Source organism: Rahnella variigena (genome assembly GCF_003610915.1).
Classification (GTDB): domain Bacteria; phylum Pseudomonadota; class Gammaproteobacteria; order Enterobacterales; family Enterobacteriaceae; genus Rahnella; species Rahnella variigena.
This window is the reverse complement of sequence record NZ_NSDJ01000001.1, coordinates 916934-932971: the sequence shown is the minus strand read 5'-3', so window position 1 is coordinate 932971 and position 16038 is coordinate 916934. Positions and strand designations below refer to the sequence as shown.

General features: G+C 52.4%; 13 protein-coding genes, 4 tRNA genes and 2 other RNA genes. All 19 read right to left on the bottom strand.

Translation table 11 applies throughout. The features are described 5' to 3' along the window. Positions 1 to 232 precede the first annotated feature (232 nt). Positions 233 to 361: non-coding RNA, RtT sRNA (locus tag CKQ54_RS04325), on the bottom strand. Between the two features lie 37 nt (positions 362 to 398). Then, positions 399 to 527: non-coding RNA, RtT sRNA (locus CKQ54_RS04320), on the bottom strand. A gap of 37 nt (positions 528 to 564) precedes the next feature. Next, positions 565 to 641 (bottom strand) — tRNA-Pro (locus CKQ54_RS04315). A 59-nt stretch (positions 642 to 700) separates the two neighbouring features. Further along, positions 701 to 786, bottom strand: a tRNA-Leu gene (locus tag CKQ54_RS04310). A gap of 29 nt (positions 787 to 815) precedes the next feature. Then, positions 816 to 891, bottom strand: a tRNA-His gene (locus CKQ54_RS04305). 68 nt (positions 892 to 959) lie between these two features. Further along, positions 960 to 1036 (bottom strand) — tRNA-Arg (locus tag CKQ54_RS04300). A 143-nt stretch (positions 1037 to 1179) separates the two neighbouring features. After that, entirely contained in the window at positions 1180 to 2574 is a 1395-nt protein-coding gene (gene thrP, locus CKQ54_RS04295; RefSeq protein WP_112290315.1) for a bifunctional threonine/serine APC transporter ThrP, read from the bottom strand. Positions 2575 to 2814: 240 nt separating this feature from the next. After that, complete coding sequence (gene wecG / locus CKQ54_RS04290; protein WP_113878098.1) at positions 2815 to 3555, bottom strand: lipopolysaccharide N-acetylmannosaminouronosyltransferase; 741 nt, start codon at positions 3553 to 3555, stop codon at positions 2815 to 2817. After that, positions 3539 to 4918: an ECA oligosaccharide polymerase gene (gene wzyE / locus CKQ54_RS04285; protein WP_113878099.1), complete on the bottom strand. Its 1380-nt coding sequence runs from the start codon at positions 4916 to 4918 to the stop codon at positions 3539 to 3541. Before wzyE ends, wecG begins: the two co-directional genes overlap by 17 nt. After that, a complete protein-coding gene (locus CKQ54_RS04280) occupies positions 4915 to 5997 on the bottom strand; it encodes a TDP-N-acetylfucosamine:lipid II N-acetylfucosaminyltransferase (protein ID WP_120162802.1) in 1083 nt (360 codons plus the stop codon). The genes wzyE and CKQ54_RS04280 overlap by 4 nt, the downstream gene beginning before the upstream one ends. Continuing rightward, positions 5994 to 7244 (bottom strand): lipid III flippase WzxE, encoded by a 1251-nt coding sequence (gene wzxE, locus CKQ54_RS04275; protein WP_120162803.1) that lies wholly within the window; start codon positions 7242 to 7244, stop codon positions 5994 to 5996. The genes CKQ54_RS04280 and wzxE overlap by 4 nt, the downstream gene beginning before the upstream one ends. A gap of 1 nt (position 7245) precedes the next feature. Beyond that, positions 7246 to 8376 carry a dTDP-4-amino-4,6-dideoxygalactose transaminase gene (gene rffA, locus CKQ54_RS04270; protein ID WP_120162804.1) on the bottom strand — a complete coding sequence of 377 codons (1131 nt, stop codon included), beginning with the start codon at positions 8374 to 8376 and terminating at the stop codon, positions 7246 to 7248. Between the two features lie 4 nt (positions 8377 to 8380). Continuing rightward, a complete protein-coding gene (rffC, locus tag CKQ54_RS04265; protein WP_208644582.1) occupies positions 8381 to 9091 on the bottom strand; it encodes a dTDP-4-amino-4,6-dideoxy-D-galactose acyltransferase in 711 nt (236 codons plus the stop codon). After that, positions 9082 to 10344 (bottom strand): UDP-N-acetyl-D-mannosamine dehydrogenase, encoded by a 1263-nt coding sequence (wecC, locus tag CKQ54_RS04260; protein WP_120162806.1) that lies wholly within the window; start codon positions 10342 to 10344, stop codon positions 9082 to 9084. Before wecC ends, rffC begins: the two co-directional genes overlap by 10 nt. Then, positions 10341 to 11471 (bottom strand): non-hydrolyzing UDP-N-acetylglucosamine 2-epimerase, encoded by a 1131-nt coding sequence (wecB, locus tag CKQ54_RS04255; RefSeq protein ID WP_113878105.1) that lies wholly within the window; start codon positions 11469 to 11471, stop codon positions 10341 to 10343. Before wecB ends, wecC begins: the two co-directional genes overlap by 4 nt. Further along, positions 11468 to 12520: an ECA polysaccharide chain length modulation protein gene (gene wzzE / locus CKQ54_RS04250; RefSeq protein WP_120162819.1), complete on the bottom strand. Its 1053-nt coding sequence runs from the start codon at positions 12518 to 12520 to the stop codon at positions 11468 to 11470. Before wzzE ends, wecB begins: the two co-directional genes overlap by 4 nt. Positions 12521 to 12564: 44 nt before the next feature. Continuing rightward, the gene (gene wecA / locus CKQ54_RS04245; protein WP_120162807.1) at positions 12565 to 13650 is read right to left on the bottom strand and encodes a UDP-N-acetylglucosamine--undecaprenyl-phosphate N-acetylglucosaminephosphotransferase; all 1086 of its coding nucleotides are present in this window, start codon (positions 13648 to 13650) and stop codon (positions 12565 to 12567) included. A 288-nt stretch (positions 13651 to 13938) separates the two neighbouring features. Beyond that, a complete protein-coding gene (rho, locus tag CKQ54_RS04240; RefSeq protein WP_013577536.1) occupies positions 13939 to 15198 on the bottom strand; it encodes a transcription termination factor Rho in 1260 nt (419 codons plus the stop codon). A 415-nt stretch (positions 15199 to 15613) separates the two neighbouring features. Then, positions 15614 to 15940 (bottom strand): thioredoxin TrxA, encoded by a 327-nt coding sequence (gene trxA, locus CKQ54_RS04235; protein WP_013577537.1) that lies wholly within the window; start codon positions 15938 to 15940, stop codon positions 15614 to 15616. Positions 15941 to 16038 lie beyond the last annotated feature (98 nt).

Here is a 16038-nt window from a genome sequence, read left to right as displayed (position 1 = left end):
TACGTATCAGCACCCATTTTCAGAGATGTCAGAGACCGTCCGGTAATCCCCCATTCTGTCGTCAGTGGACGACGTATGAATGTCAGCTTATATGAGTCTATATTTATCAATAAGATACGTGTCTCCTGACAGAGACAGGCATACAGCGGAATGTCGCGGATAAACAACAGGGTGAGTTGAGAAACTCCAGACGAAAAAAAACCTGCTTTAAAAAAGCAGGTTTCTTCGAATGTGGTCGGCGAGAGAGGATGACGCGCATCTTCGATGCTTGCCCTACGGGTCGTTGCTAAAGCAACGTTGTCTCGCTTCGCTCGGCTCAAACCTCCTTCGGAGGTTCTCATCCTCATAAACTTTAGACGAAAAAAAACCTGCTTTAAAAAAGCAGGTTTCTTCGAATGTGGTCGGCGAGAGAGGATGACGCGCATCTTCGATGCTTGCCCTGCGGGTCGTTGCTAAAGCAACGTTGTCTCGCTTCGCTCGGCTCAAACCTCCTTCGGAGGTTCTCATCCTCATAAACTTTAGACGAAAAAAAACCTGCTTTAAAAAAGCAGGTTTCTTCGAATGTGGTCGGCGAGAGAGGATTCGAACCTCCGACCCACTGGTCCCAAACCAGTTGCGCTACCAAGCTGCGCTACTCGCCGATGTCGTGCATCTTACTACTTTCTGATGCTAACTGCATCATTTAAATGAAATTTGTGTGTGGTGCGAAGGGAGGGACTCGAACCCTCACATCCGAAGGACACTAACACCTGAAGCTAGCGCGTCTACCAATTCCGCCACCATCGCATGTCACAATCACAAAATCATTTTTAGAGTGGGGTGGCTAATGGGGCTCGAACCCACGACAACTGGAATCACAATCCAGGGCTCTACCAACTGAGCTATAGCCACCATATCTCTAACTACTAACGTGAACTGTCAGACTTCAACATTTCACCGCAACTCTAGCGCATACTAAATGGTGCGCCCGACAGGATTCGAACCTGAGACCTCTGCCTCCGGAGGGCAGCGCTCTATCCAGCTGAGCTACGGGCGCTTAGCGCCGTTGCGGGTGGGGATACTACGGTTTTAACGCTTGGCTGTCTAGTGCTTTTTTTCAGAAATATTGCGTTTGATTACGCTTTATCCAATACGCATTAAAAGTAAGCGCCTTCCCTTCCCCACCCATGACTTACGGCGTTATTTTAGTTTTTCCGACGTCAGCGCGGCACGTTTGTGCATGCCGAGGCCGAAGTATATCAGCGACACCGCCGCGATGAAAATCCCACCCACCAGCAATGAAACGCGGGTATCCGGATTAATCGCCATACCGACCAGCACACACGCCAGGAAAAGCAGCGTCAGATAGTTGGTATAAGGAAAGAGAATCGATTTAAACGGATGGTTTTTCAGTTTCTCTTTATGCGCATCACGAAAACGCAGCTGGCTGATCAGCACCACAAACCACGGCACCATGCCCGGCAATACGCTGGCGCTGTAAACGTACACAAATACTTTCTCAGGATTCGGAATGATGTAGTTCAGGCACGAACCGACCAGCAGACACAAAATCGTGATCGCAATGCCGTAAACCGGCACACCGCTTTTAGATACATTGCTCAGGAACGCTGGCAACTGACGATTCTGAGACAACGCATACAGCATACGTCCGCAGCTATACATGCCGCTGTTACAACCCGACAGTGCCGCTGTCAGCACCACAAAGTTGATAATACCCGCCGCTGAAGCGATACCAATCTTCGCAAAGGTCAGCACGAACGGACTGCCGTGCGAGCCCATTTCGTTCCACGGGAAGATGGTGATGATAACGAAAATCGCGCCAACGTAGAAAATCAGGATACGCCACAGGATGTTATTGATGGCGCGTTTGAGGGTAACCTGCGGGTTTTTGGCTTCACCGGCGGTGATACCCACCAGTTCCACGCCCTGATAGGACGCCACGACAATACACAGCGCAAACAGGAAGCCTTTCCAGCCGCCGGCAAAGAAGCCGCCGTGCGCGGTCAGGTTCGCAAACCCCACCGGTTCGCCGTGATTACCAAATCCGAAGAAAATCACCGCCAGCCCGACTACGATCATCACAATGATGGTGGTGATTTTGATCAGCGCAAACCAGAACTCCATTTCACCATAGAGTTTCACAGCCGCGAGGTTTGCCGCAGCAACAATCGCCACAGCCGCCAGCGCGGGGATCCACTGCGGTAAATCCGGAAACCAGTATTGCGCGTAAACGCCAATCGCGGTGATTTCGGAAATCCCCACCGCTATCCACATGAACCAGTAACTCCACGCGGTAAGATAACCGTAATACGGCCCGAGATATTTATGCGCATACACTGCAAACGAACCGGCCACCGGCTCCAGATGCAGCATTTCGCCCATCGAACGCATGATAAAGAAGACAAACACACCAGCCAGAATGTACGCCAGTAACACTGACGGCCCGGCCCATTTCAGGGTGCTCGCCGCGCCCATGAATAATCCGACACCGATGGTACCGCCCAGAGCGATCAGCTCAATATGTCTCGCCTCCAGCCCCCGGTGTAGCCCACCCTTTTCTTCTTTATTCTCCATAGATCCTCAATTTCTCTCTCGTTGTGTTTGCCTTCCGGAAGGAGCGGAATGTTATTTTTATTGTGATGATGCCCGTATAGGGCGGAAAAACGGCGTTATGGTTCCGTATTTTCCGACGAGTTGCAAACGCCTATTGAGAAAGATAAGCACTGATATGCAAAGCGGACAGGAAACACAGGCAAGAGAAGTGAAGAAATGAGAGGTGACGCGCCGTCCTGAAGATTCAGAACGGCGGATTCGTTACAGACGACCGGTGTAGTAATAACGGACGAATTTGAGCAGTTTGAGCTGACGACGCAAACGGCTTGGCTGCAAAATTAGACGATAGAGCCATTCCAGCCCCATGTTTTGCCAGATTTTTGGCGCCCGTTTCACGTGGCCGGTGAAAACGTCGTAGGTGCCTCCGATGCCCATATAGAGCGCATCCGGATGAACCAGACGACAATCACGCATCAGGATTTCCTGTTTCGGCGAGCCCATCGCCACCGTCACAATCGCTGCCCCGCTGCCTCTGACGCGTTCGAATAACGAGCCACGCTGCTCCGGCGTGAAGTAGCCATTCTGGCTGCCGACAATATTGACGTTCCACTGCGTGCGCAGCTTTTCTTCCGTTTGTTCCAGAACTTCAGGTTTGCCGCCAATCAGAAAGACCGGCGTTCCTTCACGACCGGCGCGCTCCATCAGGCCTTCCCAGAGATCGGCACCGGCGATACGGGAAACCTGCGCCTGCGGGTATTTACGGCGGATGGCCCGCACAATGCTGATACCGTCAGGATATTTGTATTCAGCGCGGCCAATCAGCTCACTCATTTCGGGATTACTTTCGACGGTCAGCACTTTCTCGGCATTTATCGCCACCAGCGCACCGGTTTTCACCTTGTGACCGGCAAAAAGGTAATCGAGAAAATGCGCCATATTACGAAAGCCCCAAAGGCGGATCCCGCGGATATCGTATTGCGGAACGTTATTCTCCAGATTCATGATTCTTCCTTACTGCCAGCGGCTCCATGAGGTTTTTTCTGCGGGGTATTTTGGCACGTATCAGCCCGGCGGCGTCAAACATCCAGTACAACAATTTGGCCACCACCAGACATGCGCCGAAAACGACACAGAAGAAGACCACCCGCGAAAAGAAGGAATCCACGCCTTCACGGGCCAGCACAATCATATTAAAGACCGCACCGAAGCAAAAACTTTGCAGGATGGCGGCTTTGTAGCGGTTGGTGTCTGCTTTGCCTTTTTCGTACAACCAGTCGAACCATTTGATGATCATACCGACGGCAACAGCGCCCAGCGGGATAAACCACACGCCGCCCATCACCACCAGCGAGCCAATCAGCGTCGGTGAAATCGCCAGGCCGGAATGGTTATCCAGCACTTCCCAGGTGAAATAGTTGGCCGAGTTAAGCACCACGCCCGGACGATCGTGCCACAGCCAGCCGGGGATAAAGACGTAGAAATCACGCACAATCGGTGCCAGTCCCTGAAAACTGATTTTGTCGTAGTTTTGCAGCAACAGCCCCAGATTCTCCCACGGCGAGAAGGTATCGCGCGTCAGATAAAGGAAGGTATAAATGGCCTCCGGACCGCTGACGTTCAGACCGTAGCGTTTAAGCGCCAGCCAGAACATGCCGACGATACCCAGCACGCCCGCCGCCGCCAGCATCCATAAGCTGATCCAGCCGCGAACAATGCCAATAAACAGAAACAGGGCGAACGCGATAATGATATTGGCGCGGGTACCGCCGACGATGACATACGTCAGGAAGCCAAACGCCACCGTACTGGCGAGGAAAAACAGCCAGCGGCGCACGTCGGGTTTAAGGAAAAAGACCACCAGCATGGCCGGAATAAAGAAGTAGAAGAAGCGTTTGAGCGCCACGCCGGACACATCGCTGGAGAATATCTGGCTGTACGACTTGAGCTTAAACAGCAAAAAGCCGTTATGCGCAAAGAAAATAGAAACCGTCACCACCGCAATCAGCGCCAGCAACATCCAGGTGAGATGGGTTTCCACCCGGTTCATGGTAAACAGCGGGCGTGAGGGCCCGTCACGTTTTGCCTTCAGCCGTGTTTTATAGCTGACGTAATAAATGCCGTAGAAACAGGTGGCGGCCAGCATGGCCTGCAACAGGTTTTCGACCGGCACCACTTTCACATCAAACTGGAAAACCAGCAGACAAGTCAGAGGAAAACCGAAATAGAATGTCAGCAGATAGAGCAGAGAAAACAAGACGTTGAAGTTAAAGCGCACGCGGCGAAACTCTTTATACGTCAGCGTCAGAATGAACAGCAGCGAGAACGCATACACCAGTGACAAGCCACCGAGCTGTGTCAGCGTCATGATGCGTCTCCCGCCGCCAGCTGCAAGGCCTGCTGCCAGCCCGCGATGTAATTCGGATTAAAAAAGGCGATATTTTGGCGATCAGCGCTCAGCAACTGGCGTCGTGCTTCCGCCACTGTTTTGGCATCCAGCGCATCGCCGTAAAACAGCACCGGCAAATGCTGCTCAGCCAGATCCTGCCAGAACGGATTCTGACGGCTGACGACGAACGGCACGCCGAACTGAATAAGCAGACATTGCGTCCCAATGCCCTGCTGGCGGTCGAAAATAAAATACCCCAGCGAACAGCGGCGCAGCACGTTGAGATAGTCGTCAAACGCCATCGCGCCGGTCATCAGTTCAACGTTTTCAGGCGCAAAAAGTTTTAATGCCTCAGCGCGAACCTGCTCAATGTAAGTCTGGTTATTGGCCGGATAGCCCATCGGGATAATCACCCGGATATCGGCTCCGAACTGCTGATGCAACGAACGCAGCGCTTCAATATGCTGGTTAGTGCGATCGCCGGAGTTACCGACCAGAACCGTCATCGGCCCTTCGGGCTCGGGCAAATCCGCAGGCTGCGTGAGCGCCGGATCCATCCGCGTCGGGAAATACAGCAACGAAGAAGGCACGCGGGGATGGCGCTGATGGAAGTGGATCAAGTCACCGCGGGTGGCGAAAACATGCCCGATACGGCCCTGCACCAGACGACGCATCAGATAGAACAGACGGAATTTCAGACCGCCTGCCGATTCATAAAGGTCTGCGCCCCAGATATGCCAGCTGACCTGTCGTGCCTTAATTTTGCCGGTCAGCAATGCCAGCCAGAGTGTCGGATTAAACTGGCCGTGGAAGAAAAAGTGATGTGTGCGTTCCTGCGCGCGGGAAATCACCGCCGCCGCCAGCGTCTTTTTATCCGGATAAACGCGAATATCCAGACGCGTGAACTCAGCAAACGCTGATGCATCCGCCGCCGCGACCATAAAATGACAAATCAGCTTTTCCGGCGCGCATTCGGCCAGTACACCATTAAAAAAGCGCAGTACGGTGACATTATGGTGGGGAATGTCAGATCCCAGAACGTGAATCAGCGTTGTCATGCTCGTCTACGATAGATAACAAATACGGTGCAACACAGGGTGAAATAGACGATGTAGGTCGCCATATAGGCCTGTGCAGCGCCAAGAGAACCGTGTATCGGGATCAGCCAGTGAGAGAATCCCGTCAGTAACGCGAACTGGCTGATTTCAGTCAGCACGTAAAAGCGCAATGACGCTCTGGCGATCACCAGATACCCAAAAACATACGAGCCGACTTTCAGCACATCGCCGACCAGCTGCCACGCAAACAAATCGCGCATCGCGATAAATTGTTTTGAAAACAGCAGCCAGATAGCAAAGTCGCGCAGCAGCCAGACGGTAAAACTGACCGCCGCCACCGCAGGCAAAACGAATTTCAGCGATTTCACAATCTCGCGAGTGACATCGCGCTTATCGGTCAGGCGCGATAACGTCGGTAACAGATACACGCTGAAAGAGGCGGTAATGAACTGCAAATAGGCATCGGAAATGCTGCTGACACCCTGCCAGATCCCCACTTCTTTCCAGCTGTAATGCTCCGCCAGCAGATTTCGCATCATCACATACGCCACCGGTAAGGTAACGGAGGTGATCAGCGCCATCAGCGTAAATTTGCCCAGATGGCTGGCGATAAAGCGATCCCAGCCCGGCTTTAAATAATGCAGCGGGAAGGATTTCCGCCGCCACAACATGCCGCCCGCAGGCAGGATCACCAGCGCCGGCACCAGCGCCAGCCCGGCCAAAGCGCCTTCGTAGCCGCCCAGCTTAAAGCACAGCAGATAGGCCAGAAGACCGATCAGGCTGCCGCCGATCACCGCCAGCGCGTTGCCCATGGCATCACGGTAGCCTTTCAGGATGGCCTGAAAATAGTTGGCGTAGGCGATGCCCATCTGAATAAAAGCCACAAAGCGGACGACTGCCTGATAGCGGTCATGGCCGAACAGCGCGACACTCACCGGTCCGGCGGCCAGCAGAAAAACGGCCGCCAGCACCGTCGAGAAACCTAAAATCAGCGTGGAAGACGTGCCGAGAACGGCTTGTAACCGCTCCGGGTTTTCATGATGTTCAGCGACGTATTTGGTAACGCCGTTGAAAATTCCGGCACCGGAAAGCACGCCCAGTACTGTCACCAGCTGGCGGAAATTCCCCGCCTGCCCCACACCATCAGGCCCGAAAGCCACCGCCAGCAGTTTCACCACCAGCAGCCCGGCACCGATTTTAATCAGCGTGGAACCAGCGGTCCAGACGGACGCTTTTGCCAGCGACATATCAGGCGAAATATTGCAGCATGGCCGCAATCACCGTGCGCTGCGTGTCGTCGGTCATGTTGTAGAACAACGGCAGTCGCACCAGACGTTCACTTTCTTTGGTCGTGAAACGATCGACACCAGAGAAACGACCAAAATCTTCACCCGCCGGACAGGCGTGCAGCGGGATGTAATGGAATACAGTCAGGATATCCGCCGCTTTCATGTGACGAATAAACGCGTCGCGATCTTCGATATCGTTCAGGCGGACATAGAACATGTGGGCGTTTTGCACGCAATCCTGCGGAACTGAAGGCAGCTGAACACGGCCAGCGTCGGCCAGATCCTGCAACGCTTCGTAATACTCATTCCAGATGCTCAGACGGCGCTGGTTAATCTTTTCAGCGGCATCGAGATTTCCCCACAGATACGCGGCCTGTAAATCGGACATCAGATAACTGGAACCGATATCACGCCAGGTGTATTTATCCACCTGCCCGCGGAAGAACTGGCTGCGGTTAGTGCCTTTTTCGCGAATGATTTCAGCACGGTCAATCAGCGCCGGATCGTTAATCAGCGTTGCCCCGCCTTCGCCACCCGCAGTGTAATTTTTGGTTTCGTGAAAACTGAAACAGCCGATATGACCTATAGTGCCCAACGCTTTGCCTTTGTAAGTCGACATCACGCCCTGCGCCGCATCTTCCACCACAAACAGACGATACTTTTCGGCCAGCGCCATAATGGTGTCCATTTCACAGGCCACACCGGCGTAATGCACGGGAACAATCACTTTCGTTTTCTCAGTGATCGCCGCTTCAATCAGGGTTTCATCGATATTCATAGTGTCCAGACGGACATCAACAAACACGATTTTGGCGCCACGCAGTACGAACGCGTTAGCGGTCGAAACAAAGGTGAAACTCGGCATGATCACTTCGTCGCCGGGCTGGATGTCTAGCAATAATGCCGCCATCTCCAGAGAAGCGGTACAGGAAGGCGTCAGCAACACTTTCGGGCAGTTAAAACGTTGTTCAAACCACTTCTGGCAGCGCAGGGTGAATCCGCCATCGCCACACAGTTTGCCGCTGCTCATCGCCTCGCGCATGAAATCAATTTCAGTACCCACAATCGGTGGCGCATTAAAAGGGATCATCGTTTCACCTGTACAACCAGTATGCCGTGCGGGCAACTTTGCCACCGCTGGCGAGATAAAGATTCAAGGCCGCGAGATTGCCGGTTTGCGTGGCGACATATAATCGCGACACGCCTTGTTCAGCACACCATTTTTTCGCAGCCGCCATTAACTTTTTGCCCGCTCCCTTCCCCTGATACTCAGGTCTGACAGCCAGCAGGCCAATTCTTACTTCATCTTCGGACAGACGTCGCAGCGTGACAAAGCCCAGTCCGTTGCCCTGTTCATCGTCAATCCACAGGCAAAGGTGATCAAAGGTGCCGAGAACCGCTTTTTCTGCCCACATCGCGTAAAAACGTGCGCTGTCATCCGGCTGATACCAGGGCGCACGAAAACGACTAAGGCGAAATGCCTGACGGGCAATCGCGGTCACATCGGCAATGTCTTCCGGAATGGCCAGACGCCCGGCCGCCAGCGCATTATCCTGCGGCGTCACCGTCACGCAAATGTCCGTTTCACCTTCTGCCAGCCGGAAACCCAGCGCCGAAAGTGCATCCAGCGTATGCGTTTCTGACGCATCCACTTTCGCCTGCACCAGCGCATAGTCATCCAGCGCCTGTGTCGTGATGCCAGTCGCTGCGGCGTCCGGCGTCAGTCGCGCGCTTTTCAGCCGGAAGAATTCACTCTCCCAGACCAGCGGTTCAAGCACGCCGCGCAACGACTGGTTTATCGCCATACGCCTTTGGTATCCACAATCCAGGACTGCTGGATCTGATCGGCGGGGATCGCTTTAAACGATTTATGATCGACCAGCATCACCAGCAGATCGGCTTCTTTCAACGCACGATCAACAGGCTGTAGCGTGACTTTGTTCGCGAGTGACGACGGAAGCTGATGAACGTTAGGTTCAACCGCCCAGGTTTCGCCTGAATGCCAGTCAGCAATCAGATGGGTCACTTCAACTGCCGGACTTTCGCGGAGATCGTCAATATTCGGTTTAAACGCCAGCCCGAAGCAGGCGATTTTGATATCAGCGGCACGCTTGCCGGTCACGGTAAGGCAATCCGCCAGCGCCGCTTTCACACGGTCAACGACCCAGTGTGGTTTGCTGTCGTTCACTTCACGCGCCGTGCGGATCATGCGCGCCAGCTCAGGGTTTTGTGCCACGATAAACCACGGATCGACCGCGATACAGTGGCCGCCGACGCCCGGACCGGGTTGTAAAATATTCACGCGCGGATGGCGGTTCGCCAGACTAATCAGTTCCCAGACGTTAATCCCCTGTGCATCGCAAATCAGCGACAGCTCGTTCGCAAAGGCAATATTCACGTCACGGAAACTGTTTTCGGTCAGCTTGCACATTTCAGCGGTGCGGGAATGGGTGATCACACATTCGCCTTCGAGGAAAATGTTATACAAGTCACTGGCTCGCTGTGAACACACCGAAGTCATGCCGCCAATCACGCGGTCATTTTTAATCAGCTCAACCATCACCTGCCCAGGCAAAACACGTTCAGGACAGTAGGCGACGTTGATATCAGACTGCTCACCGGCCTGCTGCGGGAAGCTCAGATCAGGACGCGCTTCTGCCAGCCACTGCGCCATTTGCTCTGTCGCACCGACCGGTGAAGTGGATTCCAGAATAATCAGATCGCCTTTTTTCAGAACCGGCGCCAGCGAGCGGGCGGCAGATTCGACGAATTTCATATCCGGCAAATGATCGCCCTTAAATGGCGTCGGCACGGCAATCAGGAACGCATCAGCCGGTTCAGGCTGCGTCGTTGCGCGCAGGAAACCGTCTTCAACCGCACGCTTTACCAGCACATCAAGGTCTGGCTCAACAATATGGATAGCCCCGCGGTTAATGGTTTCCACAGCGTGCTGATTGATATCCACACCTACCACTTTTTTCTGACGGGAGGCGAAAGCGGCGGCGGTAGGTAAACCGATGTAACCCAGGCCAATAACAGAAATAATGTCAAAACTCATTGTGATACCCAATGATTCTTCAAAGCGTCAAGAATGTGGCGACAGGCATGCCCGTCACCGTAAGGATTGTGCGCCCGGCTCATGCTGTTGTATTCGTTTTCATCGTTCAGCAGGCGATTCACTTCCTCAACTATTTTAGCGGGATCTGTCCCTACCAGCCGCACCGTTCCGGCATCAACCGCTTCCGGACGTTCGGTAGTTTCACGCATCACCAGCACGGGCTTGCCCAGCGACGGCGCTTCTTCCTGCACGCCACCGGAATCGGTGAGGATCAGATACGCTTTATCCATCAGATAGACAAACGGCAGATAGTCCTGCGGATCAATCAGAACAATATTATCAATGCCTTGCAGAATGCGGTTCACCGGTTCACTGACGTTCGGATTGAGATGGACCGGATACACGATTTGTACGTCGGGATGCTGACGGGCAATGTCCGCCAAAGCCGAGCAGATGCGCTCAAAACCTTCCCCGAAACTTTCACGACGGTGGCCGGTGACCAGAATCAGCTTTTTAGCGGCATCAAGGAACGGGTAGCTATCCGCCAGTTGCTGAGCCAGCGACGCATCACTGCTAAAGCGATCGCGTACCCACAGCAGTGCATCAATCACGGTATTGCCGGTGACAAAAATGCCCTGCGGAGCAATATTTTCCTGCTGTAAATTTGCGCGGGCGTTTTCCGTCGGCGCGAAATGCCACTTAGCCAGATGCCCGGTCAGCAGACGGTTGCCTTCTTCCGGCCAGGGAGAAGAGAGATCGCCGGTACGCAATCCGGCCTCAACATGACCGACAGGGATCTGGTGATAAAACGCAGCAAGGCTAGCCGACAATGTCGTCGTCGTATCGCCATGCACCAGAACTACATCAGGCTGGAATTCATCCAGCACAGGCTTCAGCCCGGTCAGGATGCGGCTGGTAATTTCCGTCAGCCCCTGCCCCGGTTTCATGACATTAAGATCATAATCCGGCGTAATTTCAAAGAGGCGTAATACCTGGTCAAGCATTTCACGGTGCTGGGCCGTGACACAAACTTTGGATTCAAATGCCGCATCCTGCGACAAAGCGAGCACCAGCGGGGCCATTTTAATGGCCTCCGGACGGGTGCCGAAAATCGTCAACACTTTCACAATGTGTTTCTCTTATTTTTACGGCGAGTCAGGGCCACGCCAGCCCCGATTAGACCACCGACAATGCCCCACATAATCATCAGTAATACCCTGCGGGGACTGTCACGTTTTACTGGCTCTTCCGGCGTTCTCAGATAACGATAGGTCTGGAATTTCGCGGTGAGCGTAGGGCCGACATTCAGTGTTGAAAGCATCGCGCGGTTCTGGTCGTAATCAAGATCAAACCCCGGACCTGAAGCCTGCAATAATTCCAGACGGGCTTTCAACATCGGCACGCCCAGCAGGAACATATCGGAATTCGGCAGTTCTTCGGCAGGCGTATCGGTCACGCTTTTATTGATATTTTGCTGCTGAGCTATCTTAAGTGCCTGTTCAGTGGTGTTTGTCGTGCGGGCGAAAACTGCCTGCGCCACGGCTTCCTGACGCTTCACCTGGGCTTTCATGGACTGTGTACGAGCCGCCCATGCGCCTTCCAGCTCATCATATAAATGCTGTGCCGCGCGATGACTGGCGAAATCAACATACTGACGCAGCAGCTTATTGGCGTCGGTGGCGTTTTCCGCTGTCAGCTTAACAATATCATTCGGCACTTTAGCCGCATCACGCGCCGTAAACTGAATGTCGTTGATCAGTTCATCGAGCAGAACGGCATCGGCACGCGGGTCATTCTCCTGACGCTGCTTGTAATAAGGACTTTGCATCCAGAAATCACGACGTGTGTCGTACGCTGCCAGCTGCATAACAAACTCGTTATATGCTTCATCAGAAATCGCCGGACGGTTAACGTCCGATTGCGGCGCATTACGGATATCTAAATTGCGCAGGAACTGTGCCTGGGAAAAATAGGAAGACAGATTATTCACTGTCGGGCGGTCGGTGATCGCCGTGGAACTCCACTCCTGTTTCATCAGATAAGACGAACCCAGTGCCACCAAAGCAAACAGTATCGCCAGGCCAGCAATCCAGAATTTACCGTTCCATAGCGTGCAGCACAGGCCGCGAATATCGAGTTCATTCTCGATGTCGTGTTCGTTCTGGTTTCTGATCATTTCTGGTTTATCCACAGCCAGTATGCCCCTGCTTAAGAGAGTGATTATTGATTAGAGGAACGGCGCAAACGCCTTTTAATACGTTTAATAAACCGCGCCACACGCCAGGCGTGCTTGATGCAGATGCCATACAACAGGAAGGCAACAAAAAATAAGGCCAGCATGACCCATTCAGGTACAAAACTCAGGTGCTCGCCAATGACGCCGACGGCCGCGAGGAGCGCCGCCGCTAATGTGATCAGAACAAAGGCCTGACGGGAAGTAAAACCTGCCCGCATGATCAAATGATGAATGTGCTGGCGGTCAGCAGAGAACGGGCTCATTCCTTTGCGCAAGCGGCGATACATGATGGCAACCATGTCCATCAGCGGAATGGCGATAAGCCACAGCGCGGTCACCGGATTCATCGGATGGGATTCGCCTTGCGTACTTTGCAAAAGGATCCAAATCACGGTGAAACCAATCAGTGTGCTGCCCGCATCGCCCATAAAGACTTTATAGCGCGGCCCCAAAACACCCAGATTGAGCAAAATATAAGGAACGATGGCGGCAATCATCGCAAAGCACCAGAGCGCCAGCTCCATATGCCCGCTGTCATACATGATGATGCCTAATGAGCCGAAGCTGACACAAGACAGGCCGCCCAGTAATCCGTCGATACCATCGACCATATTGAAAGCATTGATAGCGGCCCATACCGCAAACAATGTGATGAGATAGCCGAACGGACCTAATACCATTTCCCACGGGCCAATCAGATGGCCGAGGCTGCGCAGATCGAGGTTAGCGAAACTCATCATCGCGATAGCGACGACGGCCTGAACCATGGCACGGGTTTTGACACTGATATCGTAACGGTCGTCCAGCGCACCGACGAGCACCAGCAAACCGGCGCAGGCAAGATAAAGCTTGCCATGTGGAATGGTGTAATTGGTGATCAGAAAGGCAAAGCAAACGCCTGCATAGACAGAAATGCCGCCCACCAGCGGGATCAACCCCTGGTGACGTTTACGAAAATTGGGTTTATCAACGAGTCCTATTTTATTCGCAACCTTCCGGGCAACGAACAAAAAGAGGAATGAAAATACGAAGACAACAGCTAGCTCAGTACTCATATTGAGTAAATTCACAGTTAAGAGATCTCTTCTGCAAAAATAAGGTGCGGGGAATGGAAAACATCATAAACCTCACAGCCTTAAATCATATCCTATGGTGACAGTTATGGTTTTGTCTCGGGCAAGACCTTATCTGCTGCCATTTCTCGGGCAATCTACCGACAAAGTAAAGAAAGGGCATGTGAAAAACCATCAGCTATTATCCGAATAGTCTGACCATCTTTCCAAAGTAGCATTATGGTAGCTACCAAAAGCAAAAAACGCCACGACTGAGCGTGGCGTTAGACTGAGTTTTACACCAAATTACGACCGTTTCATCATGTCGAAGAAGTCGTCATTGGTTTTGGTCATGGCGAGCTTGTTAATGAGGAATTCCATCGCATCAATCTCACCCATCGGATGAATGATTTTGCGCAGGATCCACATTTTTTGCAGCTCTTCAGACGTGGTCAGCAGCTCTTCTTTACGGGTACCTGAGCGGTTGTAGTCAATCGCAGGGAATACACGTTTTTCAGCGATTTTACGCGCCAGATGCAGTTCCATGTTGCCGGTACCTTTGAATTCTTCATAGATAACTTCATCCATTTTAGAACCGGTATCGACCAGCGCCGTAGCGATGATAGTCAGGCTTCCACCCTCTTCCACGTTACGTGCAGCACCGAAGAAACGTTTCGGACGGTGCAGGGCGTTGGCGTCCACACCACCGGTCAGGACTTTACCTGACGCTGGAACCACGGTGTTGTAGGCACGCGCCAGACGGGTGATGGAGTCCAGCAAAATGATCACGTCTTTCTTATGCTCAACCAGACGCTTCGCCTTCTCGATAACCATTTCGGCTACCTGCACGTGACGGGATGCCGGTTCGTCAAAGGTAGAAGCGATAACTTCGCCTTTTACCAGACGTTGCATCTCGGTCACTTCTTCCGGACGTTCGTCAATCAGCAGAACCATCAGTACGCAATCAGGATGGTTGTACGCAATGCTGGTCGCGATGTTTTGCAGCAGCATGGTTTTACCGGCTTTCGGCGGTGCAACAATCAGACCACGTTGGCCACGGCCAATCGGAGAGGCTAAGTCGAGTACGCGAGCGGTCAAATCTTCTGTTGAACCGTTACCACGTTCCATACGCAGACGTGAATTTGCATGCAGAGGGGTTAAGTTTTCGAACAGGATTTTGCTGCGGGCGTTTTCGGGTTTGTCGTAGTTAACTTCGTTAACTTTCAACAGGGCAAAATAACGTTCACCTTCTTTAGGTGGGCGGATTTTACCGGAAATGGTGTCGCCAGTGCGAAGGTTGAAGCGGCGGATTTGGCTTGGTGATACGTAGATGTCGTCGGGGCCTGCGAGGTAGGAACTGTCTCCGGAGCGGAGGAAACCAAATCCATCCTGCAATATCTCCAGTACGCCATCACCGAAGATGTCTTCTCCGCTTTTCGCATGCTGCTTCAATATTGAAAAGATAATGTCTTGCTTGCGCATGCGGGCCTGGTTTTCCAGTCCCATATTTTCGCCGAGTGCAATCAGGTCAGAGACCGGCGTATTCTTTAATTCGGTAAGATTCATAATGGTGGGTTCTTAAACTCGGGGTATGTCTCGAACATCTGTCGTGAATGGGTATGGCAGGGTCATCCATGCCTGTTTATTGTATGACACTTAAATAACAGCCCAGAAATCCAGCCGCAGGCAGTCGCACGCGGGCGATTCTTGAGGGGTAATGCTGATATTGAAGGTGTCTTAAAGCCGATTTTGTCAAAACCGTTAGATGGTCAAGCACAGTGCCAGTTCAATTTAATTATTATTCAAAGAAACTTTATAGGCAGATGTTTTTGACACAACAGAGTAAAACGTAAGAATCAAACTACAGGTAAGCTCTATTTGCAGTAAGCGTAAACTTAGCACGCTTCTTGACAGGCGTCTAGCGGACAATGTGAAAAACACGGCAGCCCGCTAAACACCTGGCTTGGGTCATCCGGACCTATTACAGATTAGCTGTTAAGAACTCTTTCAGCTGACCTTTCGACAGTGCGCCAACTTTAGTTGCTGCGACTTCGCCGCCTTTAAATAACAGCAGGGTAGGAATACCACGGATGCCGTATTTAGGTGCAGTACCTGGGTTTTCATCGATATTCAGTTTCGCGATGGTCAGCTTGCCTTCGAACTCAGTGGCAATTTCATCCAGAATTGGAGCGATCATTTTGCATGGTCCGCACCACTCTGCCCAAAAATCGACCAGCACCAGCCCTTCGGCTTTCAATACGTCGTTGTCGAAACTGTCATCGGTCAGGTGAATAATTTTATCGCTCATGTTTACTCCAAAGGATTATCTTTACCTTGTTGATGTAGCATTAACCAACATCAGGTTGACTTTATTTCACCGGATACGCTTTCGTAAAGCAATAGTTA